This window comes from Arthrobacter sp. UYP4 (assembly GCF_057291175.1).
This window is the reverse complement of record NZ_JBXAVU010000004.1, coordinates 337,180-360,258: the sequence shown is the minus strand read 5'-3', so window position 1 is coordinate 360,258 and position 23,079 is coordinate 337,180. Positions and strand designations below refer to the sequence as shown.

General features: G+C 68.9%; 21 protein-coding genes. 16 read left to right on the top strand and 5 right to left on the bottom strand.

Annotated features, from left to right (window positions below; genetic code table 11):
• The first annotated feature begins 102 nt into the window (after positions 1–102).
• The gene (locus AC0Z9V_RS15730; RefSeq protein ID WP_485142063.1) at positions 103–492 is read left to right on the top strand and encodes a DNA/RNA non-specific endonuclease; all 390 of its coding nucleotides are present in this window, start codon (positions 103–105) and stop codon (positions 490–492) included.
• Between the two features lie 216 nt (positions 493–708).
• Here the strand turns inward: AC0Z9V_RS15730 and AC0Z9V_RS15725 are convergent, their stop codons facing one another.
• A complete protein-coding gene (locus tag AC0Z9V_RS15725) occupies positions 709–1,743 on the bottom strand; it encodes a LacI family DNA-binding transcriptional regulator (RefSeq protein WP_485142047.1) in 1,035 nt (344 codons plus the stop codon).
• 95 nt (positions 1,744–1,838) lie between these two features.
• Here AC0Z9V_RS15725 and AC0Z9V_RS15720 point away from each other — a divergent pair, with 95 nt between their 5' ends.
• The 9 genes from AC0Z9V_RS15720 to AC0Z9V_RS15680 all read left to right on the top strand — a co-directional run bounded on the left by AC0Z9V_RS15720 (position 1,839) and on the right by AC0Z9V_RS15680 (position 13,688).
• Positions 1,839–2,777, top strand: a complete 939-nt coding sequence (locus AC0Z9V_RS15720; RefSeq protein ID WP_133080159.1) for a carbohydrate ABC transporter permease — start codon at positions 1,839–1,841, stop codon at positions 2,775–2,777.
• Between the two features lie 2 nt (positions 2,778–2,779).
• Positions 2,780–3,724: a carbohydrate ABC transporter permease gene (locus tag AC0Z9V_RS15715; RefSeq protein WP_208739473.1), complete on the top strand. Its 945-nt coding sequence runs from the start codon at positions 2,780–2,782 to the stop codon at positions 3,722–3,724.
• A 50-nt stretch (positions 3,725–3,774) separates the two neighbouring features.
• Positions 3,775–5,124 carry an ABC transporter substrate-binding protein gene (locus tag AC0Z9V_RS15710; protein WP_485142046.1) on the top strand — a complete coding sequence of 450 codons (1,350 nt, stop codon included), beginning with the start codon at positions 3,775–3,777 and terminating at the stop codon, positions 5,122–5,124.
• Between the two features lie 170 nt (positions 5,125–5,294).
• A complete protein-coding gene (locus AC0Z9V_RS15705) occupies positions 5,295–7,334 on the top strand; it encodes a beta-galactosidase (RefSeq protein ID WP_485142045.1) in 2,040 nt (679 codons plus the stop codon).
• Positions 7,335–7,375: 41 nt separating this feature from the next.
• A complete protein-coding gene (locus tag AC0Z9V_RS15700; protein ID WP_485142044.1) occupies positions 7,376–10,561 on the top strand; it encodes an Ig-like domain-containing protein in 3,186 nt (1,061 codons plus the stop codon).
• A gap of 292 nt (positions 10,562–10,853) precedes the next feature.
• A complete protein-coding gene (locus AC0Z9V_RS15695; protein ID WP_208739777.1) occupies positions 10,854–11,312 on the top strand; it encodes a DUF4383 domain-containing protein in 459 nt (152 codons plus the stop codon).
• Positions 11,313–11,422: 110 nt separating this feature from the next.
• Positions 11,423–12,313, top strand: coding sequence for a diacylglycerol/lipid kinase family protein (locus AC0Z9V_RS15690; RefSeq protein WP_208739779.1), 891 nt, complete (start codon positions 11,423–11,425; stop codon positions 12,311–12,313).
• A 189-nt stretch (positions 12,314–12,502) separates the two neighbouring features.
• Positions 12,503–13,342: a sigma-70 family RNA polymerase sigma factor gene (locus tag AC0Z9V_RS15685; RefSeq protein ID WP_485142043.1), complete on the top strand. Its 840-nt coding sequence runs from the start codon at positions 12,503–12,505 to the stop codon at positions 13,340–13,342.
• Positions 13,343–13,451: 109 nt separating this feature from the next.
• On the top strand, positions 13,452–13,688 hold the full coding sequence (locus AC0Z9V_RS15680; RefSeq protein WP_133080152.1) for a hypothetical protein: 237 nt from the start codon (positions 13,452–13,454) through the stop codon (positions 13,686–13,688).
• Between the two features lie 110 nt (positions 13,689–13,798).
• Here the strand turns inward: AC0Z9V_RS15680 and AC0Z9V_RS15675 are convergent, their stop codons facing one another.
• Genes AC0Z9V_RS15675 through AC0Z9V_RS15660 form a run of 4 tightly spaced genes read right to left on the bottom strand, consistent with a single transcriptional unit; the run spans position 13,799 to position 18,030 of the window.
• A complete protein-coding gene (locus AC0Z9V_RS15675; RefSeq protein ID WP_459268372.1) occupies positions 13,799–14,893 on the bottom strand; it encodes a heme-dependent oxidative N-demethylase family protein in 1,095 nt (364 codons plus the stop codon).
• A gap of 11 nt (positions 14,894–14,904) precedes the next feature.
• Positions 14,905–15,876 carry a PDR/VanB family oxidoreductase gene (locus AC0Z9V_RS15670; protein WP_485142042.1) on the bottom strand — a complete coding sequence of 324 codons (972 nt, stop codon included), beginning with the start codon at positions 15,874–15,876 and terminating at the stop codon, positions 14,905–14,907.
• The gene (locus AC0Z9V_RS15665) at positions 15,873–16,478 is read right to left on the bottom strand and encodes a dimethylamine monooxygenase subunit DmmA family protein (RefSeq protein ID WP_459268374.1); all 606 of its coding nucleotides are present in this window, start codon (positions 16,476–16,478) and stop codon (positions 15,873–15,875) included. The genes AC0Z9V_RS15670 and AC0Z9V_RS15665 overlap by 4 nt, the downstream gene beginning before the upstream one ends.
• A 7-nt stretch (positions 16,479–16,485) precedes the next feature.
• Positions 16,486–18,030: an APC family permease gene (locus AC0Z9V_RS15660; RefSeq protein ID WP_459288951.1), complete on the bottom strand. Its 1,545-nt coding sequence runs from the start codon at positions 18,028–18,030 to the stop codon at positions 16,486–16,488.
• A 246-nt stretch (positions 18,031–18,276) separates the two neighbouring features.
• Between AC0Z9V_RS15660 and AC0Z9V_RS15655 the strand changes: the two genes are divergently transcribed.
• The 6 genes from AC0Z9V_RS15655 to AC0Z9V_RS15630 all read left to right on the top strand — a co-directional run bounded on the left by AC0Z9V_RS15655 (position 18,277) and on the right by AC0Z9V_RS15630 (position 23,078).
• A complete protein-coding gene (locus tag AC0Z9V_RS15655) occupies positions 18,277–19,038 on the top strand; it encodes a FadR/GntR family transcriptional regulator (protein WP_133080147.1) in 762 nt (253 codons plus the stop codon).
• Positions 19,035–19,817, top strand: coding sequence for a cache domain-containing protein (locus tag AC0Z9V_RS15650; protein WP_485142041.1), 783 nt, complete (start codon positions 19,035–19,037; stop codon positions 19,815–19,817). Before AC0Z9V_RS15655 ends, AC0Z9V_RS15650 begins: the two co-directional genes overlap by 4 nt.
• The gene (locus tag AC0Z9V_RS15645) at positions 19,814–20,698 is read left to right on the top strand and encodes an NAD-dependent epimerase/dehydratase family protein (protein WP_485142040.1); all 885 of its coding nucleotides are present in this window, start codon (positions 19,814–19,816) and stop codon (positions 20,696–20,698) included. The genes AC0Z9V_RS15650 and AC0Z9V_RS15645 overlap by 4 nt, the downstream gene beginning before the upstream one ends.
• 179 nt (positions 20,699–20,877) lie before the next feature.
• Positions 20,878–21,102: a hypothetical protein gene (locus AC0Z9V_RS15640; protein ID WP_133080144.1), complete on the top strand. Its 225-nt coding sequence runs from the start codon at positions 20,878–20,880 to the stop codon at positions 21,100–21,102.
• A gap of 98 nt (positions 21,103–21,200) precedes the next feature.
• Positions 21,201–22,037, top strand: a complete 837-nt coding sequence (locus AC0Z9V_RS15635; RefSeq protein WP_485142039.1) for an ABC transporter ATP-binding protein — start codon at positions 21,201–21,203, stop codon at positions 22,035–22,037.
• Between the two features lie 42 nt (positions 22,038–22,079).
• Positions 22,080–23,078 (top strand): ABC transporter substrate-binding protein, encoded by a 999-nt coding sequence (locus AC0Z9V_RS15630; RefSeq protein ID WP_459288944.1) that lies wholly within the window; start codon positions 22,080–22,082, stop codon positions 23,076–23,078.
• Position 23,079: the final 1 nt, after the last annotated feature.

Genomic DNA, 23,079 nt, shown 5'->3' with positions numbered 1-23,079 from the left:
AGCGGGTGGAGCCCGAAGGATGGAGTTCAAAGCCGTCCACCTGCGGTTGAGCCTTCAGGCCGCTGATCCCTCTCGGTTCGTTCATCGGGTTGCCACCGTCCACTGGTAGCTTCGCCAAATGGACGTCATCCTTCCACGCACTTCTCAGTCCTGATGCGCCTAGACAAGGATCTGGCAGCGATCACGGCTCTGGGTGTCGATGGCGCGAAACTCACGGACCTCGACCGGTTTGGGATTCAATGGCGATTGGATCCACGGCTTCATGAGGATCTGCACACCGGTGAGCGGGTTTACGCCCGTAATGACATTGACCGCGGGCACCTCGTCCGCAGGGCCTCCGCCGTCTGGGGCGATACCCGCGCCGAAGCAGCCACCGCGAACGAGAACACTTTCCACTACATCAACGCCGCCCCGCAGGCCGCGAAGTTCAACCAGGCCCAGCCACCGCCCGCCCCTCAGCTTTACTGCTGTCTCACACCGAAGAGTTTGTAGTGCCACCAAGAACTGTCATATGCGCTGTTATCGGCACGAGCTTCGCGTCCACCAGCACCATCACGACTTGATCCTGGCCGAACCGAACGCCTGTATATCGCCGCAACTGCACGGATCCTGAACGCGGCTGAGTTTGAAGGGTCATCTACCTGTGGGAGGGCGGCGTCCAAAGGGGAGAGCCCAAGCCGTCCACTTCGGCGATGCCCGGGGTAGCAACTAGATAGCGAGCGCCGCGGTGCTCTCCCGCACCACCAGGCGCGTCGGCACGAGCTCCCGCCCCGGCTCCGTCGAGTTCTCCCGCATCTGCTTCAGCACCTTGTCCACGCAGCGCCTGCCCACCTCCGCGAAGTCCTGGTGCACCGTGGTCAGGGGCGGGCTGAAGGACGTGCTGTCCGGGATGTCATCGAAGCCCACAATGCTGACGTCCTGCGGTACCCGGATGCCCTTCTCGTGGAACGCCCGCAGCACGCCCAGCGCCATCTGGTCGTTCCCCACGAACACTGCCGTGCAGTCGGAAGCCGCCAGGGTGAGTCCGGCGAGGTACCCCGAGTCCGCTGACCAGTCCCCCCGCAATAAGGCAGGCTCCGCGCAGCCCCGCGCGGCCAGGGTCTGACGCCACGCATTGACGCGCCGCTCCGACGCGAAGGACGCCGACGGCCCCGCAACATGCCACACCGTCGCATGCCCCAGATCCAGCAGATGCTCCACGGCCTTCTGCGCGCCGTCGGCCTGGTCCGTGTCGATCACGCTGTAGCCGTCGCTCGCATCGGAGTCCACCACCACGGCATGGACGCCGGGCGGCAGGGACACCGTAGCCGCGTCGAGCAGGTGGACCTCCATGATCACGATGATCGCGTCCACTGCCAGCTCGTTCAGCCGCGAGAACGCACCCCGCACGCCGGCCTGCGTCGGCGCCGAGACGGGGATCAGCGTGATGGCGTAGTCCTCCTCCGCGGCACGGGCGGCGATGGCCTCGAGCGTGCGGACGTTCCCGGTGGTGGACAAGGTGAAGAGGATGACGCCGAGCGTCCGGAAACTCCCCCGCTTCAGGGCCCGCGCGGCACTGTTGGGCCGGTAGCCCAGCTCGTCCATCGCGGCGATGACCTGCTGCCGCGTCGACTCGATGACGCCGGGGCTGCCGTTGGACACCCTCGAGACCGTCTGCGCCGAGACGCCGGCCAGGCGGGCGACGTCGGACATCGAGACGCGCCGGTCCTCACGGATGAGGTGTTGACGCGATGGTGTGGACATGTGACCATCGTAACAACAATGTTTACGTAAACATCCTGCTTCACGCCCTGCTATGTTTACGCAAACATCATCGACAGAGTCAGAAGGATCCACCCATGACGACGGCGTCTCCCCCACCGGCCGTGCTCGGCACGCAGCCGAAGCCCGCCAAGCGAGCGCAGAAGCGCCCCCAGAAGCGCTCCTGGTCCGGCTGGCTGTTCATCGGCCCGTTCATGGCGGTCTTCGCGCTCGTCTTCCTGGCACCGATCGCGTACTCGATCTTCCTCAGCTTCTTCCGCAACCAGCTCGTGGGCGGCAACGGCTTCGTGGGCCTCGCGAACTACAGCCAGGCCCTGCAGGATCCCCAGTTCTGGTCCTCGCTCCTCCGCGTGACGCTGTTCCTCGCGGTGCAGGTGCCCGTGATGCTGCTGATCGCCCTCCTGGTGGCCCTGGCCCTGGACAGCGGCCGGCTCTACGGGAAGTCCTTCTTCCGCATCTCGATCTTCCTGCCGTACGCGGTGCCCGCCGTCGTCGCCAGCCTCATGTGGGGCTTCATGTACGGCACGCGGTTCGGCCTGGTGGGCAACATCAACAGCGCCCTCGGCATCAGCCTGCCGAATCCGCTCTCCCCCGAGCTGATCCTCGCCTCGATCGGCAACATCGTCACGTGGGAGTTCATCGGCTACAACATGCTGATCTTCTACTCGGCCCTCCGCGTGATCCCGAAGTCCCTCTACGAGGCCGCGGAGATCGACGGCGCCAGCCAGTTCCGCCTCGTCACCGCCATCAAGCTCCCCGCCATCCGCGGAGCCCTCGTGGTGGCCGGCATCTTCTCCGTGATCGGCAGCTTCCAGCTCTTCAACGAGCCCGCCATCCTGCAGAGCCTCGCACCGAACTCCATCTCCACGTTCTTCACCCCGAACCTGTACGCCTACTCGCTGAGCTTCTCCGGCCAGCAGTACAACTACTCCGCCACCGTGGCCATCATCATGGGCGTCATCACCATGGTCATCGCCTACGCCGTGCAGCTGCGCGGCATGCGGAAGGAAAGCTGACCATGAGCGTCGCCGTCGAACCCACCCGCACGGACAAGCACAGGACCAGGCAGAGGACGAAGCCCGGCTACGTGCGCATGAAGAGCACGCGCCGCGGCGTCGACAACCCGAAGCGCAGCGTCCTGCTGACCGTCCTCACCGGGATCGTCCTGATCTACAGCCTCATCCCGCTGGTCTGGCTGTTCATCAACGCGTCCAAGACCCAGGCCGATCTCTTCACCTCGTTCGGCCTCTGGTTCTCGGGCGACTTCGCCCTCTTCGGCAACATCGGTGACACCCTCGCCTACGACGACGGCATCTTCGGCCGCTGGTTCCTCAACACCGTGCTGTACGTGGTGCTGGGCGCCGGCGGGGCCACGTTCCTGGCCGTCCTCGGCGGGTACGCCCTCGCGAAGTTCAGCTTCCCGGGCAAGAAGGCCGTGTTCGCCGTCGTCATCGGCGCCGTGGCCGTCCCCGGCACGGCCCTGGCGGTCCCCACGTTCCTGATGTTCAGCGAGATGGGCCTCACCAACACCCCGTGGTCGGTGATCATCCCGTCGCTCATCTCGCCCTTCGGCCTCTACCTGATGTGGACGTTCGCCTCCGAGGCCATCCCCACCGAGCTGCTCGAATCGGCCCGCATGGACGGCGCCGGCGAGTTCCGCACCTTCTTCCAGATCTGCCTGCCGCTGCTGGGCCCGGGCATCGTCACGGTGCTGCTGTTCACCATGGTGGCCACGTGGAACAACTACTTCCTGCCGCTGATCATGCTCAAGGACCCCGCCTGGTACCCGCTGACCCTGGGCCTGAACGCCTGGAATGCACAGGCCTCGACGGCCGGCGGCGAGGCCATCTTCAACCTCGTCATCACCGGCTCCCTCCTCACCATCCTCCCGCTGATCGCAGCGTTCCTGCTGCTGCAGCGCTACTGGCAGTCCGGCCTCAGCGCCGGCGCCGTCAAAGAGTAAGACCCTTCCCGAAAACCCCTTTTGTGAACGATGAAGTGAAAAGGAACCCCATGAAGAGCAAAATCTCCCCGGCGGTGCTGCGCGGTTCGGCACTGGCCCTCGCGGCAGCCCTCGCCCTCACCGCCTGCGGTGGCGGCGGGAACGACGCCGGCGGCGCAGCACCCGCAGAGGTCAGCGCCGACGACGTCCAGGCGGCCCTCGACAAGGGTGGCGACCTCACCGTCTGGGCGTGGGAGCCCACGCTGGAGAAGGTCGTCGAGGACTTCGAGGCAGAGCACCCGAACGTGAACATCGACCTCGTGAACGCCGGTACCGGCAACGACCAGTACACGGCGCTGCAGAACGCGATCGCCGCCGGCTCGGGTGTGCCCGACGTCGCGCAGGTCGAGTACTACGCGCTCCCCCAGTTCGCTCTCGCCGAGTCCGTCCAGGACCTCAGCGGCTACGGCGCCGGCGACCTGCAGGACACCTTCAGCCCCGGCCCGTGGAGCTCCGTCCAGGCGAACGAGGGCATCTACGGCCTTCCCATGGACTCCGGCCCCATGGCCCTGTTCTACAACACCGAGGTCTTCGAGAAGTACGGCGTCGAGGTCCCCACCACGTGGGAGGAGTACGTCGAGGCGGCCCGAACGCTCCACGAGGCGGACCCCAACGTGTACATCGCCAATGACACGGGCGACGCCGGCTTCGCCACCAGCCTCATCTGGCAGGCCGGCGGCCAGCCGTACACGGTGGACGGCACCGACGTGACGGTGAACTTCTCGGACGAGGGTTCCACCAAGTTCGCCGAGACCTGGCAGCAGCTCCTCGACGAGGACCTCCTGGCCCCCATCAGCTCCTGGAGCGACGAGTGGTACCAGGGCCTCGGCACCGGCACCATCGCCACCCTGGCCACCGGCGCCTGGATGCCCGGCAACTTCACCTCCGGCGTCCCCGCGGCCGCCGGCAAGTGGCGTGCTGCACCGCTCCCCCAGTGGGAAGAGGGCGGCACCGCGAGCGCCGAGAACGGCGGCAGCTCACTCACCATCCCGGCCGCCAGCGAGCAGGGCGCCCTCGCGTACGCCTTCCTCGACTACGCCAACGTGGGCGACGGCGTCCAGACCCGCATCGACGGCGGCGCGTTCCCCGCGACGTCGGCTGCCCTCGAGTCCGAGGAGTTCCTGAACTCCGAGTTCGAGTACTTCGGCGGCCAGAAGGCCAACGAGATCTTCGCCGAGTCCGCGCAGAACGTCTCCGAGGGCTGGTCCTACCTGCCCTTCCAGGTCTACGCGAACAGCATCTTCAACGACACCGTGGGCCAGGCCTACGTCTCGGACACCCCCCTCAAGGACGGGCTGAAGAGCTGGCAGGACGCGAGCATCAAGTACGGCACCGAGCAGGGCTTCACCGTCTCGGAGTAGTACCACCGAACCCGGACCGGGCGGGAGCTCGCGCGCACCCGCCCGGTCCGTTCCACTTCACCGCTGTATCCCGCCGTCGTCGCTTCCGCCCCTGTCCCAGGAGCGCCGATGACGGAGGGAGGCGCAACCGCGCCCGAACGCCTCGAGAATCACCGTCAAGGAGCACTACCGTGTCGACACCCACCCCCCACCGCTGGCTGCGCTGGCCGTCCGAGCCCGACCGGGCACGCATGGCCTTCGGCGCCGACTACAACCCCGAGCAGTGGCCGCGCGAGACGTGGGACGAGGACGTGCGCCTCATGCGCGAGGCCGGCGTGAACGTGGTGTCGCTCGCGATCTTCTCCTGGGCGCGCCTGCAGCCAGAGCGGGACACCTGGAACTTCGCGTGGCTCGACGAGGTCATCGACCTCCTGCACGCCAACGGCATCGCCGTCGACCTCGCCACCGCCACCGCCTCCCCGCCGCCGTGGCTCGCCACCGAGCACCCCGAGATCCTCCCCGTGACGCAGGACGGCGGCACCCTCTGGCCCGGCGCGCGCCAGCACTGGCGCCCCACCAGCCCCGTCTTCCGCGAGCACGCGCTGAAGCTCGTGACAGCGATGGCCGAACGGTACAAGGACCACCCCGCGGTGTGCGCCTGGCACATCTCCAACGAGCTCGGCTGCCACAACATCTACGACTACTCCGACGACGCCGCCCGCGCCTTCCGCACCTGGCTCACCGACCGCTACGGCAGTATCGACGCCCTCAACGACGCCTGGGGCACCGACTTCTGGTCCCAGCGCTACACGCGCTTCGAGCAGATCCTGCCGCCGCGCCAGGCCGCCTCGCACCCCAATCCCACGCAGCAGCTGGACTTCAAGCGCTTCTCCTCGGACGCCCTCAAGCAGTACCTGCGCGAGGAGCGCGACATCCTGCGCAGCATCACCCCGGACATCCCCATCACCACCAACTTCATGGTCATGGGCGAGACCAAGGGCATGGACTACGCCGACTGGGCCGCCGAGCTGGACTTCGTCGCCAACGACCACTACTTCGTCCCCGGCCCGCAGGCCGTCGACGAGCTCTCCTTCTCCGCGAACCTCACCGGCAACATCGCGGGCGGCAGGCCCTGGTTCCTCATGGAGCACTCCACGAGCGCCGTGAACTGGCAGCCCGTCAACACCCCGAAGAAGTCAGGTGCCCTGCGCCGCGACTCCCTCACCCATGTTGCCCACGGCGCGGACGCCGTCTGCTACTTCCAGTGGCGGCAGTCCAAGGCCGGCGCCGAGAAGTTCCACTCCGCGATGGTCCCCCACGCCGGCGAGGACAGCCCGATCTTCCGCGACGTCGTCGCCCTCGGCCGCGAACTCGGCGAGCTGTCCCCCGTCGTCGGCTCCCGCCGCAGCACTGCCCCCGCCGCCATCCTCTTCGACTGGGACTCCTGGTGGGCCTCCGAGCAGGACTCCCACCCGTCCGACCGCCTGCGCTACAAGCAGGAGGCGCTCGACTGGTACTCGGCGTTCCTCGCCCTCGGCATCCGCGCCGACGTCGTCCCCACCGCGACCGACCTCGCCGGCTACGGCCTCGTCGTCGCGCCCATCCTGCACACCGTCCCGGCCGCGCTGAAGGCGCGCCTCGAGGAGTACGTCTCCGGCGGCGGGCACCTCGTGGCGAGCTACTTCAGCGGCATCACCGACGAGAACGACCACATCTGGCTCGGCGGCTACCCCGGCGCTCTCGCGGACCTGCTCGGCGTGCGCATCGACGAGTTCGGCCCGCTGCTCGACGGCGACGAGGTCTCCCTGGACAACGGAACGACGGCGAGGCTCTGGGCCGACCGCGTCCTGCCGCGCGCCGACGGCGTCGAGGTCCTCACCCGCTACACGACCGGTGAGCACGCCGGGGATGCGGCTGTCACGCGCAACACCGTCGGCTCCGGCAGCGCCGCCTACGTGGGCGCGCGCCTCGGTGCCGCGGGCCTCGAGCCCGTCCTCGCGGACCTCGCCGCCCGCGCCGGGATCACGAGCGAGCTGCCCGCCGAGCTGCGCGGCGCCGTCGAGCAGGTGCTGCGCACCGGTGACGACGCCGACTACGTCTTCCTCATCAACCGCACCGACGAGCCGGTGGACATCACCGGCGTCGACGGCGACATCCTCACGGGCGAGGAGTCCAAGCTGGCTCCCCGCTCCGTCGCCGTCCTCACGAGGAAGGTCTCGCGCACCACCTAGGACCACCGCAGTATCCACCCTTGCTGGAAGGAACCCGTTCAATGACGAATCGATCCAGGCGCGCCACTCAGGCCGCAGCCACGGGGGTGGCCGCCGTCCTGGCAGCCGCCTCCCTGATCGGGGGTGCGGCGCAGGCCGCGCCCCCGGCCCCGCCCGCACCGCCGGCCGTTCCGGAGGGTGCGCTGACCCTCACGCCCGACCCCTCCTACCAGGGGGAGGAGTTCGAGGGCTGGGGCACCAGCCTCGTGTGGTTCGCGAACGCGACCGGCGACTACCCCGACGAGATCCGGAACCGCCTCGCGGAGCTGGTGTTCGGGCCCGAGGGCCTGAATCTGAACATCGCCCGGTACAACATCGGCGGCGGCAATGCTCCCGATGTGAAGGACTACCTGCGCCCGGGCGGCGCCGTCGAGGGCTGGTGGAACGCACCCGAGGGCACCACACGTGAGGACACGGACTGGTTCGACCCCGAGGACCCCGCCGACTGGAACCTCGAGGCGGATGCCACGCAGCGCTGGTGGATCGACCGCATCAAGCAGGACATCACCCACTGGGAGGCGTTCAGCAACTCGCCGCCCTGGTTCCAGACCGTCAGCGGCTACGTCTCCGGCGGCTTCGACGCCAACAAGGACCAGCTGAGGACCGAGAGCATCGACGACTTCAACTCCTACCTGGTCCGCGTGGTCGAGGAGCTCGAGGACGCCCACGGCATCACCGTGGACACGCTCGACCCGTTCAACGAGCCGAACACCAACTACTGGAGCACCCGCCTCGATGCGAGCGGACAGCCGGTCGGCGGACGCCAGGAGGGCGCGCACATCGGCCCGCAGGTCCAGCAGCAGGTCCTGAAGAACCTCGCCCCGAAGCTCGACGCCGCCAGCACCGATGCGACGATCTCCGCGATGGACGAGACCAACCCCGGCATCTTCGCCACCAACTGGAACAGCTACCCCGCGGACGTCCGCGATTTCGTGGACCAGCTCAACGTGCACACCTACGGCACCGGCCAGCGCACCACCGTGAGGGACATCGCCAAGGGCGAGGACAAGCCCCTGTGGATGAGCGAGGTCGAGGGCTCCTGGGGCAATGGCCAGAGCTTCACCAGCATGGAGCCGGGCCTCGGCATGGCCAAGCGCATCACCGACGACCTCCGCGAGCTCGAGCCCAGTGCCTGGGTGTTCTGGCAGCCCGTCGAGGACTACGACAATATGAAGCCCGGCGGCGAGAGCGCTGCCGGCGCCAACTGGGGCAGCATCCAGATGCCCTTCGACTGCACCGACGCGGACACGCTCGAGAGCTGCCCCATCTACACGAACACCAAGTTCGACACCGTGCGGAACTACACGCACTACATCCAGCCCGGTGACCGCCTGGTGCAGGTGAACGACGACGACACCACCGCCGCCATCACCGGGACCGGCGCCGCCGTGGTCCACATCAACGAGTCCACCGACGCGAAGCCCGTGGTCCTCGACTTCTCGAAGTTCGGGTCCGTCGCACCCGGCGCCACCGTGACCCCCGTGGTCAGTGACGTCAACGGTGCGCTCGTCGAGGGCGCACCGGTCGCGATCGAGAACGGCTCCGCCGTCGTCACCGCGCCCGCCGAGTCCGTCACCACCTTCGTGGTCGACGGCGTCTCCGGCGTCGCGGAGGACGCGGCCGCCCTCCAGGACGGCCACGTGTACCGGCTGCAGGGCGTGCAGAGCGGCAGGTCGATCGAGCCGACCGGCGGCACCGCCGTCATCAGCGCGAGCGACCCCGCGGACGCGAACCAGCTGTTCCGCTTCACGAGCCTCGGCGAGGACGACAGCAACCGCGAGCGCTACTCGATCACCACGCTCGACGGCGCCTCGCAGCTCGCCGACGAGGGCGGCGCCGCCGTCGTCGCTCCCGCAGGGACGAACCCGCGCGCCGCATGGATAGCCTCCACCACCGGCGACGGCACCTACACGTTCGTGAATGCCGAGACCGGCCTGGTGCTCGAAGTGGGCGGCGGGAAGACCTCCGAGGGCGCACCCGTGACGCTCTATCTCGCGAACTCGGGCGCCAACCAGCGCTGGACGCTGATCGACGAGACCGTGCTCTCCGTGCAGGACACCACGGCGTTCACCGTCCCCGGCACGGCACCCGTGCTGCCGGAGACCGTCACGCCGGTGTACCGCGACGGCGCACGCGGAGCGATTCCCGTCGAGTGGAAGATCCCGAACGACAACCGCTGGAGGAAGCCCGGCACCGTGAAGGTCAAGGGCACCGCGACCGACGTCACCGGCACGCAGTTCCCCGTGGAACTCACCGTCACCGTGGACACCCTCGTCTCGACGGAACCGGCCCGCGCCAAGGCCGTGGTGAACGGACTGCCCGAACTGCCCGCCACCGTGACCGCTGTCGGCAGCCAGGGCGGCACCGCAGAGCGTGCGGTCACGTGGAACACCCCGGTCGGCTACCCCGCACCCGGCGTCTACGAGCTCACCGGCACGGCCGACGCCGGAGACGGCGGCACGCTCCCGGCGACCGTCCGCATCCAGGTCACCGCGGGCACGCTGGACAACGTGGCCGACGACGGCGGCACCACCGCGAGCGCCACATTCACCGAGCCGGGCTACGGCACGGCAGGCCTGGTCAACGGCGACACCCGCGACAAGGCGTGGTCCAACTGGCGCTCCGGCACCAAGAACACCGCCGACACGCTCACCGTGACACTGCCCGAGGCACAGACGCTCGGGGGCGTCGTCGTGCACTTCTTCCGCGACGGGTCCTCGGACAGCTACGCGCAGACCCTGCAGCTGCAGGTCCAGGGCGCCGATGGTGCGTGGACCGACGCCGGCGGCCCGGTCAGCGTCCCGGCCGGCTCGCCCGCCCCTGCCGTGACCCTGCCGCTGGACGAAGTTACGGCGTCGAGCGTCCGCGTGGTGATGACGGCCCGCTCGCAGACCCACATGGTGGTCAGCGAGATCGAGGTCCTCGGGGCCGTTCCTGCGGAGTCGTCGGATGCGGACCTCGCCTCCATCAGCGTGGGCGGCACCCCGGTGGCCGGCTTCGATCCCGCGGTCACCAGCTACTCGGTGCCGTCGCGGGGCAAGGTCCCGTCCGTGTCCGCCGTCCCGGCAGACCCGTACGGGACGGTGTCCGTGACGCAGCCCTCGGGCGCCGGCCGGACCGCCGTGGTCACGGTGACGAGCGAGGACGGGTCGGCGACGAACACCTACCGGGTGGACCTGACGAAGTAGTCCTTCCTGAACCTGAACGACCTGACCGACCGACGGGGCGTCCGCAGCAGCGGGCGCCCCGCCGTCGTTCCGCCCGCTCCCGGCACCATCCGGCAGGCTGCCCGGAGATCCAGTTCACGCCGCCGGAGATACCAAGTAGGCTTATTGTGCCGGGATCGACCAGCGACGGCGTCCCTCCAGGACGGGACGCGCCGTCGTTCCGGCAGGTCTCACCGTCCACGACCCTCCGCCGCGCCACCCGGAGCAACCGCACAGCGCAGCGGCACCACTCGCACCACCTGGGAGAACAACCATGACCACTGCAGACACGCCCCGCGCGGGCACCCGCACCACCGTCCAGAAAGCAGCACTCGCCGTCGGAGCGGTATTCCTGCTCGTCGGGCTCCTCGGGTTCATCCCGGGCATCACCAGCCAGTACGACCAGCTCAGCTTCGCCGGCCACGAGTCCGGGGCCCTGCTCCTCGGCCTGTTCCAGGTGTCGATCCTGCACAACATCGTCCACCTGCTGTTCGGCGTGGCCGGGATCGCGATGGCCCGCACCATCAGCGGCGCCCGCTCCTACCTGCTGTACGGCGGCATCATCTACCTCGTGCTGTGGATCTACGGCCTGGTCATCGACCAGAACTCCGCCGGCAACTTCGTACCCCTCAACGGTGCGGACAACTGGCTCCACTTCTTCCTCGGGGTCGGCATGATCGCCCTGGCCCTGCTGCTCACCCGCGACACCAAGCGGACCACCGCACGCGCCTGATCCCTCCCGCCTGCATCCCGCAGGACAGGAGCGGCGTCAGCGGGCCCCGGACTCGTGCAGTCCGGGGCCCCTGGCGTCCCATCCCACTCCCGATCCCGAAAGGCAGAACCATGGAGACGCCGCGCAGGTTCGACACGATCACCATCATCTTCAATCCGAACAGCACCGGAGACGCCCCCGCGCTCGCCGAAGAGCTGTCCGGCGAACTCGTGCCGGCGCTGCCGGAGACGAAGGTCGTCCTGCAGCCCACGGAGCACGCCGGGCACGCGATAGACCTCGCGCGGGACGCGGCGTCGGCCGGCAACGCCCTGATCGTGTCGGTCAGCGGGGACGGCGGCTACAACGAGGTGGTCAACGGAGTGATGTCCAGCGGCAGCGACGACGCCGTCTGCGCGGTCCTGGCCGCCGGCAACGCGAACGACCACAGCCGCGTCACCGGGCGGAAGCCACTGGCGGAAGCCATCATCGAGGGCCAGGTGCGCACGATCGACGTGCTGCGCATCAGCATCGGCTCATCGGACACGGACGCGATGTACGCCCACTCCTACATCGGATTCGGGCTGACCCCCGTCGTGGCGATCGACCTGGAGAAGGGCAGCAAGGGCGCCATCAAGGAGATGTTCTCCGTGGCACGCACCTTCCGCAAGTTCAGGCCCTTCGAGATCCGTCAGAGCGACGGCGAGCGCCGCCCCTTCGACAGCCTGGTGTTCGCGAACATCTCCCAGATGGCCAAGTACGCGACTTTGAGCGAGGCCGGAGACCAGCCCACCGACGGGAAGTTCGAGGTCATCACCTTCCCGCACATGGCCAAGTGGCGGATCCTGCTCACCGCCCTGCGGGCGACGACGCAGGGGCTGGGCGACCAGCCGAGCTTCAGCCGGTACCGGTTCTCGACCCTCAAGCCCCTGCCCTACCAGCTCGACGGCGAAGTGAAGTCCGTCGACGCCGCCATGGACGTCACCATCGAGAGCGTCCCCGGGGCCCTGTCCATCCTCGGCTGACCGGTCGCCGAGGGGCGCTCTACGATCGGCTCAGCGAGGAGCCGGGCCCAGCGAGGCGGGACCGTCGACGGGCTTCGGATCGGGCTCCTTCAGTTCGAAGGAGAAGGCGCGCGTCTCCGTCGCCCCAGTGTTCTCGCCGTAGTGGCCAGGCTCCTGCGTCCGCCCGCAGCACAGCCTAGGGTGGACCGCATGGACCTGACCGCGCAGTTCGAGGCGGAGCGCCCGCGCCTCGTGCGGATCGCCGCCGGCATCCTCGATGACCGGGCCGAGGGCGAGGACATGGTGCAGCAGGCGTGGCTCCGGTTCCACGGCACCGACACCGTGATCGACAGCGTGCCGGCATGGCTGACGGTCGTGACCACGCGCCTGTGCCTGGACCGCCTGCGCTCCACGGTCCCCGAGCCGGTGGACGCGGCGCCCGAGCCGGCCTCCGTGCTCGCCCCGGATCCGGCCGAGCAGGTGGTGCAGGCGGCCTCCGTCGGCGTCGCCCTGCGGATGGTCCTCGAACGCCTCTCTCCCGCGGAACGGGTGGCGTTCATCCTCCACGACACCTTCGGCGTCGACTTCCGCACCATCGCGACCGTCCTCTCGGTGTCGTCGGAGGCCGCACGCAAGCTGGCGTCGAGGGCCCGCTCGAAGGTCTCGGGCCTCGCCCCGGCGGAGACACCGGCCGACTGGGAGGTCGTCGACGCGTTCCTCGCCGCTTCCCGTGGCGGCAGCTTCGCCCGCCTGGTGCACCTCCTCGCGCCCGACGTCGTCGTGAGCGCCGACGCCGAGGCGATCGCCGCCGGCACCCCCGTGCGGCTGGAGGGCCGCGAGCGCGTGGCCGCGATGTTCGACGGAGCGGCCAAGGCCGCCTTCCCCGTTTTCGTCCAGGCCCGCCCCGGCGCCGCCTGGTACCACCTCGGCAAGCCGCGGGTCGCGTTCGACTTCACGGTGGCGGACGGCGTGGTCCGGAGCATCACGTTCCGCGCCGACCCGGGCGTCCTGGCCGCGCTGATCCGCCGGGCCGCCGCCGACCGGAGATGATCCGCTCCCGCGCGTCGGCGCCGGGCGGTCACATTCGTGCCGCCCCATCCGTCATCAGTACGAGGCCCTCCCGGCCCGCCTCCCATCCACCGCACCAGAAGGAATCACCATGAAGACCATGACCTGCCAGCAGCTCGGCGGCCCCTGCGATCTCGCGCTCCACGGCGAGACGGCGGACGACGTCATCCAGGCCCAGGACCAGCACCTCAAGGACGCGGTCAAGGCCGGCGACACGCAGCACCAGGCGGCCCGCGACGCGATGAAGGGCCGCTGGAGGAACCCGATCAAGGGTCTGGGCTGGTACAACGACACGAAGAAGGCCTTCGCGGCGCTCCCCGAGGCCTGAACCGTCGGGGCACCACGGCGCTCGCACCGGACGTCCGCACGGAGCGGGAAATGACGACGGGGTGCCCGCATCAGCGGGCACCCCGTCGTCCATGGGAAGGAGGAGTCGCCTCAGCTGTCGCCGGGCTGGATGCCGCCCTCGATCCAGGGGTAGCCCGTGGCGAGGGGAGCACCGTCGTCGTGCCGGGAGAGCCACTCGACGGCGGCCGCGTGGTAGCGGTGGAAGCCCTTGTAGTCGACGAGTTCGGGGTCCAGGGAGGCGAGCGCCCGGTGCATCCGCTTCGCCCAGTCCGGAGCGTGCTCCACCAGTTCGGCCAGGCTGACGAGGTACGTACGGACCGGGAACACGATGGCGTTGGACCGGGGCAGGCGGTGCAGGGGCTGCAGTTCGATCCGCAGGTACACCATCTCCCCGGCGTTCTCGGGCGTGACCTTCGCCCGGTCCGGCGCCCAGTCCGGGAGCGTCTCCACCGAGGTCTCGAGGCGCGGGTTGACGGTCAGGGACCAGTTGACGCGTCGGACGGGGTGCCCGGGCTTCATCCGGAGCAGGAACTTCAGGGCCCGGTCCAGGATGCCCATCTTGTCCAGCTTGGGCACGGGGCCGTGGAACTCGGCGAAGCTCATGCCCATGTTGAACTGCAGGGAGTAGTCGGCCCGCTGCGTGGTCATGCCGGCGCCGATGACGAGTGTGTTGTCCTTCTCCTCGAGGACCACGAACTCGCCCTGCGCCTGCCGGGTCGCGTACTCCATCGGGTCCATGGGCAGCGTGGCAGGATCACCGAAGGTGAACGAGTCGTCGATCCCGAGGAGCCGGTTCTGCCACCGCCACTCGTTGCCGCTCTTGGTAAGCGTGAAGTGCTCCGGGAAGTCCTTGGCGTACGAGTCGAAGATGAGCTCCAGCAGATCCCACTGCGCCTCCATCATGTGCGGCAGCGCGATGTAGTGGACGCCCGGCATGTCCCGCAGCATCTGGTCGCGGTGGGCGCACTCGGACACGTAGTGCTCGTCGATGTCGAAGGCGGACCGCAGGGCGCCCGTACCTGCCGGGACGTGCGGTTCCAGGTTCATCGAGTACGCGTACTCGTCGTCGGGGAACGGGAAGGGGAGGTTGCGGACCGCCTCGCGGGAGTTCCGGAACCGGTACTCACCCTCGGGGGTGTAGGTCTCGTCCGCGGTGAAGCCGGCTGTGCTGGGAATCGCTGTCACGGGAGTGCTCCTTAGGCATTGATGACGAGTTTGGTGCAGGTGGCCCGCGAGACGCAGGGCATGATGAGCTTGTTGGTGCAACGGTCCGATTCGGAGAGCCAGTCGTCCCGGTGGTCGATGGTTCCCTCGACCTCCAGGACCTCGGTCTCGCATTCGCCGCAGGCGCCGCCCCGGCAGAGGTAGGGCAGCCTGTGGCCGGCCTCCTCGACCGCCTCCAGCAGTGATTGCTCAGGGGACACGTCGATCACCGCTCCGGACCGGGCCAGCGTGACGGAGAAGGGGTCGCCGGTGGATCCGAGGTCCTCGAACCGCTCGAAGTGGATGTTCGAGTCGGTCCAGCCGTGGGCGTGGGCCGCCCCGATGACGTCGTCGACCATGCGGGAGGGCCCGCAGACATAGGCGTGGGTGCCGAGCGGACGGCGGGCGAGGATCTCGGACGCGTTCAGCCGCGACCCCTCACCTGCGCCGTACAGCCGGACCCTGTCCCCGTAGAGTTCCTGCAGTTCGTGGCCGAAGGCGGCGTGCTCCGGGCCGCGTACGGCCAGATGGAGTTCGAACGAGCCGCCCTTGACGCTCAGCTCGTCGAGCTGCGAGTAGATCGGGGTGACCCCGACGCCACCGGCGATGAAGACGTGGTGCCGGGCGTGCTTGGAGAGGGGGAAGAGGTTGGCCGGCGTGGTGACGGACAGGATGTCGCCCTCTAGGACGTCCCGGTGCATGGCGATCGAGCCGCGCCTGCCCTCCTCGACGCGACGGACAGCGATCTGGTACCGGCTCGTGTCGTAGGGCGAACTCATGAGCGAGTAGGCGTTGCGGCGGGTCTCGCCGTCGAACTCGATGAGCACCCTGACGTGGCTGCCACCCGAGAAGGCCGGGAGCCACGATCCGTCCGGCGCGGAGAAGGTGTACCGGTTGATCTCCGGGGTCACCGCTTCGATGCGGTCGACCTTCAGCCGCAGGGCTCCGTGCTGTGCCTCGCTCATGTGTCCAACTCCTCGTCGTCCGGCAGCTCGCCGGGTACTTCACCGTCTGCTTTCACTCCCTGGAAGGCGGCGAGCCTCCGGGAGTAGTGGTCCCGGACCACCAGGTGGCGCTCGCAGCCGGGGCACCGGAACACCCGCCGGGACACGTTCTCGGAATAGTGGCCGCAGTGCGCGCACCACACCCGCCGCACGAACGAGCCGGCGTGCTCACGCAGCACCTCGTCCTTGTTCATGCCGTACGAGGTGGCGACCTGCATGGACGTGCCGATGAACCCCTCCGAACCGGACAGGTACAGCCGGGTCCCCATGCCCGCCGCCGCGAGGAAGGCATCCAGGCCCCGCACGGCTTCCGCGTTGCTCGGGAATACCCGGAGTTCCCGCACCGGGAACGCCTCGAGCTCCGCCAGGTGGTTCTTGCCCGTGAACGACTCGGTCGAGTACAGGACGGTGGTCGCCGCCAGCTGTGCCGGGTCCATCTCCCCGAGCAGGCGGACCAGCGGTCCTCCGCCGCTGCCCTGGGCGGCGGCGACGTGGTTCGAGCCCGTCGCCATCGGCGTCAGTTCGTCGTAGACGGGGCGGCTCTTGATGCCGGTGATCAGCATGGTCCGGTCACCCCCGGTCCTTCGGCGCGGTCGCCGGGACGGTGACGCGGTCGGCGGACAGTGCTGTGGGCACGGCATCGGCTGCCGGGGCGTCGCCCTTGAGGTACGGCTTCTTCCACGCCATGTAGAGGAGGCCGAGCACGACGACGGTGACGGCGGAGATGAGGACCACGTAGTTGGCGAACCAGCCGTCCTCGGGTGTGCGGGGCCAGGCCATGTTCACCATGCCGAGCACGCCCCACACGAGGGCCGCGATGTTCACGGGGATGCCCCAGGCACCGAGCTGGAAGGCACCGTTCGGCTTCCAGCCGAGGAGTCGCGCCCGGAGCGAGGCGAGGACCACCATCTGGAACCCCATGTACATGCCCATGGCCGCGAACGAGATGATCACGGTCAGGGCGTCACTGGAGACCTTCGATCCGATGACGATGACGGCGGGCACCAGTCCGGCGAGGAGCAGTGCGTACGGGGGGACATGGCGGGTCTCGCTGAAGGTGCTCAGGAGCTTGCTGGCCGGGAGGATGCCGTCGCGGGCCATCGAGTAGGCCAGGCGCGAGGTGGCGGCCTGCAGGCTCAGCACGCAGGAGAGGAAGGAGACCAGGACGACGGCGAGGACGACCTTGAAGCCGATCGGTCCGAAGGCGGAGAGGAGGATGTTGCCGACGGGGTCCGTGTCGGCGCCGGAGATCACGGCGGCGAAGTCGGGGACGGCGAGGATCAGGGACAGGCAGACGAACATCGCGGCGAAGCCGCCGATGTAGATGGTCATCCTCATGGCCTTGGGGATGGTGCGGCCGGGGTTGGGGACTTCCTCCGCCACGTCGCCGCAGGCTTCGAAGCCGTAGTACTGGAAGATGCCGATGAGGCCTGCGGCAGCGAACGCCACGAAGTAGTTGCTGCCCTCCCCCGCGCCGAAGGACTGGAACAGGACGCCGAGGTCGTGGTGGCGGGCCGTCAGCAGCAGCCAGCTCCCCACGGCCAGTGCGCCGCCGAGTTCGGCCAGGAGGCCGATCATCGCCACGGTGTTCAGGACCCTGGTCCCGCCGAGGTTCAGGACCGTGGCCAGAGCGATGACCACGAGGCCGCAGATGATGACGGAATCGACGGTGTTGGCCATGCCCACGAGGGTGCTGAGGAAGGGCCCCGCCCCGTAGGCGACGCTGGCGATGGTGGTCAGGAGCGCCACCAGGTAGACCCAGCCGTTCATCCAGCCCCACTTGCGGCCCCACAGCCTCCGGGACCAGGGGTAGACCCCGCCGGCCACCGGGTACGCCGCGACGACCTCCCCGAAGACCGTGGCGACGAGGAGCTGTCCGATGCCGACGATTACGAGGGACCAGAACATCGGCGGCCCGGCAACGCCCAGCGACGCCGCGAACAGGGAGTACACGGCGACGACCGGCGACAGGTAGGTGAACCCCAGCGAGACGTTCCCCCAGAACGTCATCTCCCGCTTGAACTGCCTCTCGTAGGAGTAGCCGAGGCTGGCGAGGTGCTCCGCGTCCTGGTCCGCGATCGACCCGCTGGGCGGTTCCGTACTTTCTACACGCATCGGATTCCTTCTCTTCGGGTCCTCTGGCGCTCGTGTGAGCTGGACCACGTCGGAAAAACTATAGTTTCAAATGTTTTGAACCGCAATGACCGGTCGATTACCCTCAACTGGCGGCTCTGTCCGGCAGGAGCTTGGGAACCAAGATGACATAACCTATGTTTCCGTCGGATTTTGTGCGTCCATCGGTCGTTTCGATCCGCGCCCGGCTACAGTTAGTGCTGTCCTTCCACTGCTTGGAGTCCCTTCTTGGCCCCCACCACCGCTTTCCAGGCCCACGTCTACCGGTCTCTGCCGGAGACCGAGCGCTCCGGGGCCATCGTGGACAGGATCTCCAAGGCGATCTCCCTGGGCCTGCTGAAGGTCGGCGAGCGGCTCCCCCCGGAGACGGCCCTGTCGGAGATGTTCGGCGTGGCACCGTCCACCCTCCGGGAAGCACTGTCCGACCTCCGGCAGCAGGGCATCGTCGCCACCCGGCGGGGACGCAGCGGTGGGACGTTCATCCTTCGGCAGCCCTTCACCTCGGAGGAGGCGATGAGGTCATGGTTCCAGGAGACCTCCATCGCCGAGATCCGCGATGTCGGCGACGAGCATGCGGCGATCGCGGCCGCCACGGTGAGGCTCGCCTGCGAACGGGCCGAACCCCACGAGGTGGGCAGGCTCCTGGAACTCGCCCGGGGCCTCGCCCTGTCGGACACACCGGAAGCGCGTGCACGTGCCGACAGCCGGTTCCACATCGAGCTGGCGGTCCTGGCCCAGTCCCCGCGGCTGACGAACGCGGAGATCCGGTTGCAGGCCGAGATCGTCCAGGCCCTGTGGGCGCCCCTGCCGTCGACCCGCGATCCGGAGCGGGTCGCGGCCGAGCACCTCGCACTGGCCCGCGCCATCGCGGACGACGCCTCCGAGCACGCCCAGCGACTGGTGCTGGAGCACATCCGGCACGACATCCATCATCTGGTGGACACCAAACTGTCCCTCGGGTACCCCACGAGCCGGCAGGAGCGCCCATGACCGCCCAAGCCCCTGCCCGGACGGCAGCAGCAGAGATCGCCGCGTGGATGAACGCGCTCGGCGTCGACGTCCATGCCTTCGCCGCACGGACGGCGGCGCTGTGGACCGACCGGACACGGCCCTTCGGCCTGACACCGGGCGACGTCGCACACCTCGAGGGGCTGGCCGGAGAGTTCCTGGCGGCCCATCCCTTCGTCGTCGGAGCGGGAGTGATCTTCTCCGCGGAAGCCATCCAGGGCAACGACGGCGGCCTCGAGTGGTGGATCCGACGCCAGGACACCGTCGAGAAACTGGAGTTCGACCTGACGCCGGGCGGAGAACGGTTCTACGACTACCAGAACATGCCCTTCTTCGCCTCGGCCAGCCGCACCGGTGAACAGACCTCGTGGGGCCCCTACGTCGACTACCTCGGGCTGGACGAATACATCCTCACCCACTCGGCGCCCATCCAGCTGGGCGGGACGTTCGCGGGAGTGGCCGGCTGCGACATCAGGATCCGGACCCTCGAGGAGATCTTCATGCCCGTCCTCCGGGCCATCCCCGGGGACGCCGCGCTGATCAATGCGAGCGGCCGGGTGGTCGTCGGGAACTCGGGTGCGTACCTGGTGGGCGAGAGGATCCGCTCCACGCCGGCCGGCAGCGAGATGACCCCGGTCGAGGTGCCGCATCTCGGCTTCTCACTGCTGAGCCGCCGCCAGGGCATCCCGCCTGACCGGGCGCAGGACCGGACGTCCGCTACATTGGCTGACAGCGACCTACCCCAAGGAGAACACTCATGAAGGTCCTCATCACCGGCGCCCACGGAAAAGTGGGCCGAGCCGTGACGCAGGCGATGATCGCCGCCGGCCACGAGGTCAGGACCACCGACCTGACGCGCCCCGGGTACGAACGGAAGCCCGAGGGCACGCCGAAGTACACGATGGCCGACCTCACCGACGCCGGCCAGGCCTACGCCGTCGTCCACGGGGCGGAGGCCGTGGTGCACGTCGCCGCGATCCCCGAGCCGACCGGCCACCCGCCGCACGTCGTCTTCCAGACCAACCTCATGGCCACCTTCAACGTGCTCGAGGCAGCCATCCGGTTCGGCGTGAAGCGGTTCGTCTACATCTCGAGCGAGACCGTGCCCGGATTCTTCTTCCCCGAGCGGGACTTCCTGCCGGACTATGCTCCCGTCGACGAGGAGCACCCGATCCACCCGCAGGACCCGTACGCCCTCTCCAAGCACTTCGGCGAGCAGCTGATGGACGCCGCCGTCGCGCGGTCGGACATCCGCTGCATCTCCATCCGGCCCTGCTGGGTGCAGTACGAGGGCAACTACGAGACCAACCTCGGCCCCCAGGTCCGTGACGCCTCGGTGCTGAGCCCGAACCTGTGGAGCTACATCGACGCCTACGACCTCGCCGACGCCATCGTGCTCGCGACCGGGTCCGACCTGCCCGGCCACGAGGTCTTCTACATCGCGTCGCCGGACAACGTCGGCGGGCACGACTTCGCCGAGTCGCTCGCGAAGTACTACGGCGACGCCATCGAGCTGCGCGAACTGGACCGGAAGGACGCCTCGGGCATCTCCAGTGCGAAGGCGCAGAGGATGCTCGGCTGGGTTCCGAAGCGGTCCTGGCGCGACTACCTCGACACGGACGGGAAGTCGCTCGCCACCTAGGGCGCCGGTACCGCGCGCCCGAGCCGCCTCCCGGTGATACATCGCATGCGACGCCGTCAGCAACCTGCCGTCCGCACACACCGGCGCCTGCCCGCAAGTGCTTCCAGCTGCTGTGCTGCGATTTCCCAGGCTGGTGCACGAGGGTGAGACTGAAGTGCAACGACGCGACGGGAGACATCATGAGTGCGGACCATTTGGAACGGGTCGTCGCAGCAGTGCGATCCAGCAGTCCCGCCACCGGCGCGCATCCCGTCGTGGATCCGTTCCCGCCGGCGGAACTCCAGGTCGCCGTCGCCTCGGCGGTCAGCAGCGGGGAGTCACTAGCCGTCGTCGCCGCCGTGGCAGACCTGCCGGCGCTCGCTGTCCTGGACGCCGTCGACGCGCTCCAGCCGGGCAGCACCTGACGCCGCTATGACCCGACGGGACGGCAGCAGCCGAATTAGCACACGCGCATGTGACGTTATTTCTTGCACTCCTGGTTAGGAGAACCTAACCTGAGGTCGTGCCCCTCGATGACCGCCCCGCCACGCCACTGCTCTCCGTCTCTGAGCTGGCCATCTCCTACGGGAGCCGGCGCGTCGTCGAGGCCGTCTCCTTCGACCTGGAGCCCGGCACGGTCACCGCGCTCATCGGCCCCAACGGCAGCGGCAAGTCCACCCTCCTGCGCACCATCGCACGGCTGCACGCACCCGACGCCGGGGCGGTGACCCTCGAGGACGGCGCCGACCTCCTCGCACTCTCCCCCAGGGCGTTCGCGCGCACCATCACCCTGCTCGCCCAGAGCCGCCCCGTCCCCGGCGGCCTCACCGTCCGGGAGGTCGTCACCTTCGGCCGCCACCCGCACCGCAGCCGCTGGACCGGGCAGGACCCCCGGGGCACCGCGGCCGTCGAGAAAGCCCTCGCGCTCACCCGCACCGCCGAACTCGCCGACCGCCCCGTGGCCGCGCTCTCCGGCGGTCAGATCCAGCGCGTCTGGCTGGCGAGCTGCCTCGCCCAGGACACCGGGGTGCTGCTCCTCGACGAACCCACCACCTACCTCGACCTGCGCTACCAGGTAGAGATCCTCGATGTGGTCCGCGACCTGGCGACCGACCACGGCGTGACCGTCGGCGTCGTCCTCCACGACCTCGACCAGGCCGCAGCCATCGCGGACCACGTGGTGCTGCTCGAGAACGGTGCCGTGATGGCGCAGGGCACCCCCGTGGACGTCCTCACCGCCGAGAACCTGTCGCGTGCCTACGGCGTCCGCGTGGACGTCACCGTCCGCGACGGCGCGGTGCACACGCGCGCCGTCGGACGGCACAACACACCGAGCACCGCCGCCCTCTCCGCTTCCTGATCCCCCACGGCGCAGCCCGCGCCACCGAGAGAAATGAAACCGATGACACAACCGAAGATCCTCGCTGCCCTCGCAGCGGTGGCCCTGCTCTCCCTGACCGCCTGCGGCACCACCGAGGAGGCCGCCGGCAGCGCCCCCTCCGAGGACGCGGCGGCGGGGGAGGCCATCACGGTCACCGACGCCCGCGGCAAGGAGATCACCCTCGACGGCCCGGCCGAGCGCGTGGTCGCGACGGAGTGGAACGCCATGGAGAACCTCGTGGCCCTCGGCGTCATGCCGGTCGGCGCCGCGGACGTCGAGGGCTACGCCCAGTGGGTCAGCGCCGAGGCGCTGGACGACACCGTGACCGACGTCGGAGTGCGCGGCGAGCCCAGCATCGACACCCTCGTGTCCCTCACGCCCGACGTCGTCATCGTGACCGACCAGCTCGTCGAGGGCGCGATCGAACAGATCGAGAAGACCGTCCCCGTCGTCGTGATCCCCGGCGGCGACGCCACCGACAACATCGGCCAGATGTTCGAGAACCTCGACCTGATCGCCACGGTCACCGGTACCGAGGACCAGGCCGCCGAGCTGAAGTCCTCGTTCGAGGCCAAGGTCGCCGAGGGCAAGGCCGCCATCGAGGACGCCGGCGCCGCAGGCACCCCCGTCGCCTTCTCCGACGCCTACACCGACGCCGGCAGCGTCTCGATCCGCCCCTTCACCGAGAGCTCGCTCGTGGGCAGCGTGTTCGGGCAGCTCGGACTGGCCGGCGCCTGGACCCTCGAGGGGGATCCCGCCTACGGACTCGCGCAGACCGACGTCGAAGGCCTCACCGCGCTGCCCGAGGACACCGACTTCTGGTACATCGCCAACGACGCCTTCGGCGATCCCTACCAGGACGAGCTCGCGGACAACGCGGTGTGGAAGTCCCTGCCGTTCGTCGAGGCCGGGAACGTGACGCGCTTCCCCGACGCCCTGTGGACCTTCGGTGGCCCCAGCTCCATGGAGCAGTTCGTGGACGCGGCGGTCGAGGCCGCCACCGCCCAGGCCGCGGAGTAGC

Excerpts from the sequence above, each read along its gene's own strand:
- AC0Z9V_RS15725 (WP_485142047.1), bottom strand. The coding sequence starts at position 1,743 with ATGTCCACACCATCGCGTCAACACCTCATCCGTGAGGACCGGCGCGTC.
- AC0Z9V_RS15720 (WP_133080159.1), top strand. The coding sequence starts at position 1,839 with ATGACGACGGCGTCTCCCCCACCGGCCGTGCTCGGCACGCAGCCGAAG.
- AC0Z9V_RS15715 (WP_208739473.1), top strand. The coding sequence starts at position 2,780 with ATGAGCGTCGCCGTCGAACCCACCCGCACGGACAAGCACAGGACCAGG.
- AC0Z9V_RS15710 (WP_485142046.1), top strand. The coding sequence starts at position 3,775 with ATGAAGAGCAAAATCTCCCCGGCGGTGCTGCGCGGTTCGGCACTGGCC.
- AC0Z9V_RS15700 (WP_485142044.1), top strand. The coding sequence starts at position 7,376 with ATGACGAATCGATCCAGGCGCGCCACTCAGGCCGCAGCCACGGGGGTG.
- AC0Z9V_RS15695 (WP_208739777.1), top strand. The coding sequence starts at position 10,854 with ATGACCACTGCAGACACGCCCCGCGCGGGCACCCGCACCACCGTCCAG.
- AC0Z9V_RS15690 (WP_208739779.1), top strand. The coding sequence starts at position 11,423 with ATGGAGACGCCGCGCAGGTTCGACACGATCACCATCATCTTCAATCCG.
- AC0Z9V_RS15685 (WP_485142043.1), top strand. The coding sequence starts at position 12,503 with ATGGACCTGACCGCGCAGTTCGAGGCGGAGCGCCCGCGCCTCGTGCGG.
- AC0Z9V_RS15680 (WP_133080152.1), top strand. The coding sequence starts at position 13,452 with ATGAAGACCATGACCTGCCAGCAGCTCGGCGGCCCCTGCGATCTCGCG.
- AC0Z9V_RS15670 (WP_485142042.1), bottom strand. The coding sequence starts at position 15,876 with ATGAGCGAGGCACAGCACGGAGCCCTGCGGCTGAAGGTCGACCGCATC.
- AC0Z9V_RS15665 (WP_459268374.1), bottom strand. The coding sequence starts at position 16,478 with ATGCTGATCACCGGCATCAAGAGCCGCCCCGTCTACGACGAACTGACG.
- AC0Z9V_RS15660 (WP_459288951.1), bottom strand. The coding sequence starts at position 18,030 with ATGCGTGTAGAAAGTACGGAACCGCCCAGCGGGTCGATCGCGGACCAG.
- AC0Z9V_RS15650 (WP_485142041.1), top strand. The coding sequence starts at position 19,035 with ATGACCGCCCAAGCCCCTGCCCGGACGGCAGCAGCAGAGATCGCCGCG.
- AC0Z9V_RS15645 (WP_485142040.1), top strand. The coding sequence starts at position 19,814 with ATGAAGGTCCTCATCACCGGCGCCCACGGAAAAGTGGGCCGAGCCGTG.
- AC0Z9V_RS15640 (WP_133080144.1), top strand. The coding sequence starts at position 20,878 with ATGAGTGCGGACCATTTGGAACGGGTCGTCGCAGCAGTGCGATCCAGC.
- AC0Z9V_RS15630 (WP_459288944.1), top strand. The coding sequence starts at position 22,080 with ATGACACAACCGAAGATCCTCGCTGCCCTCGCAGCGGTGGCCCTGCTC.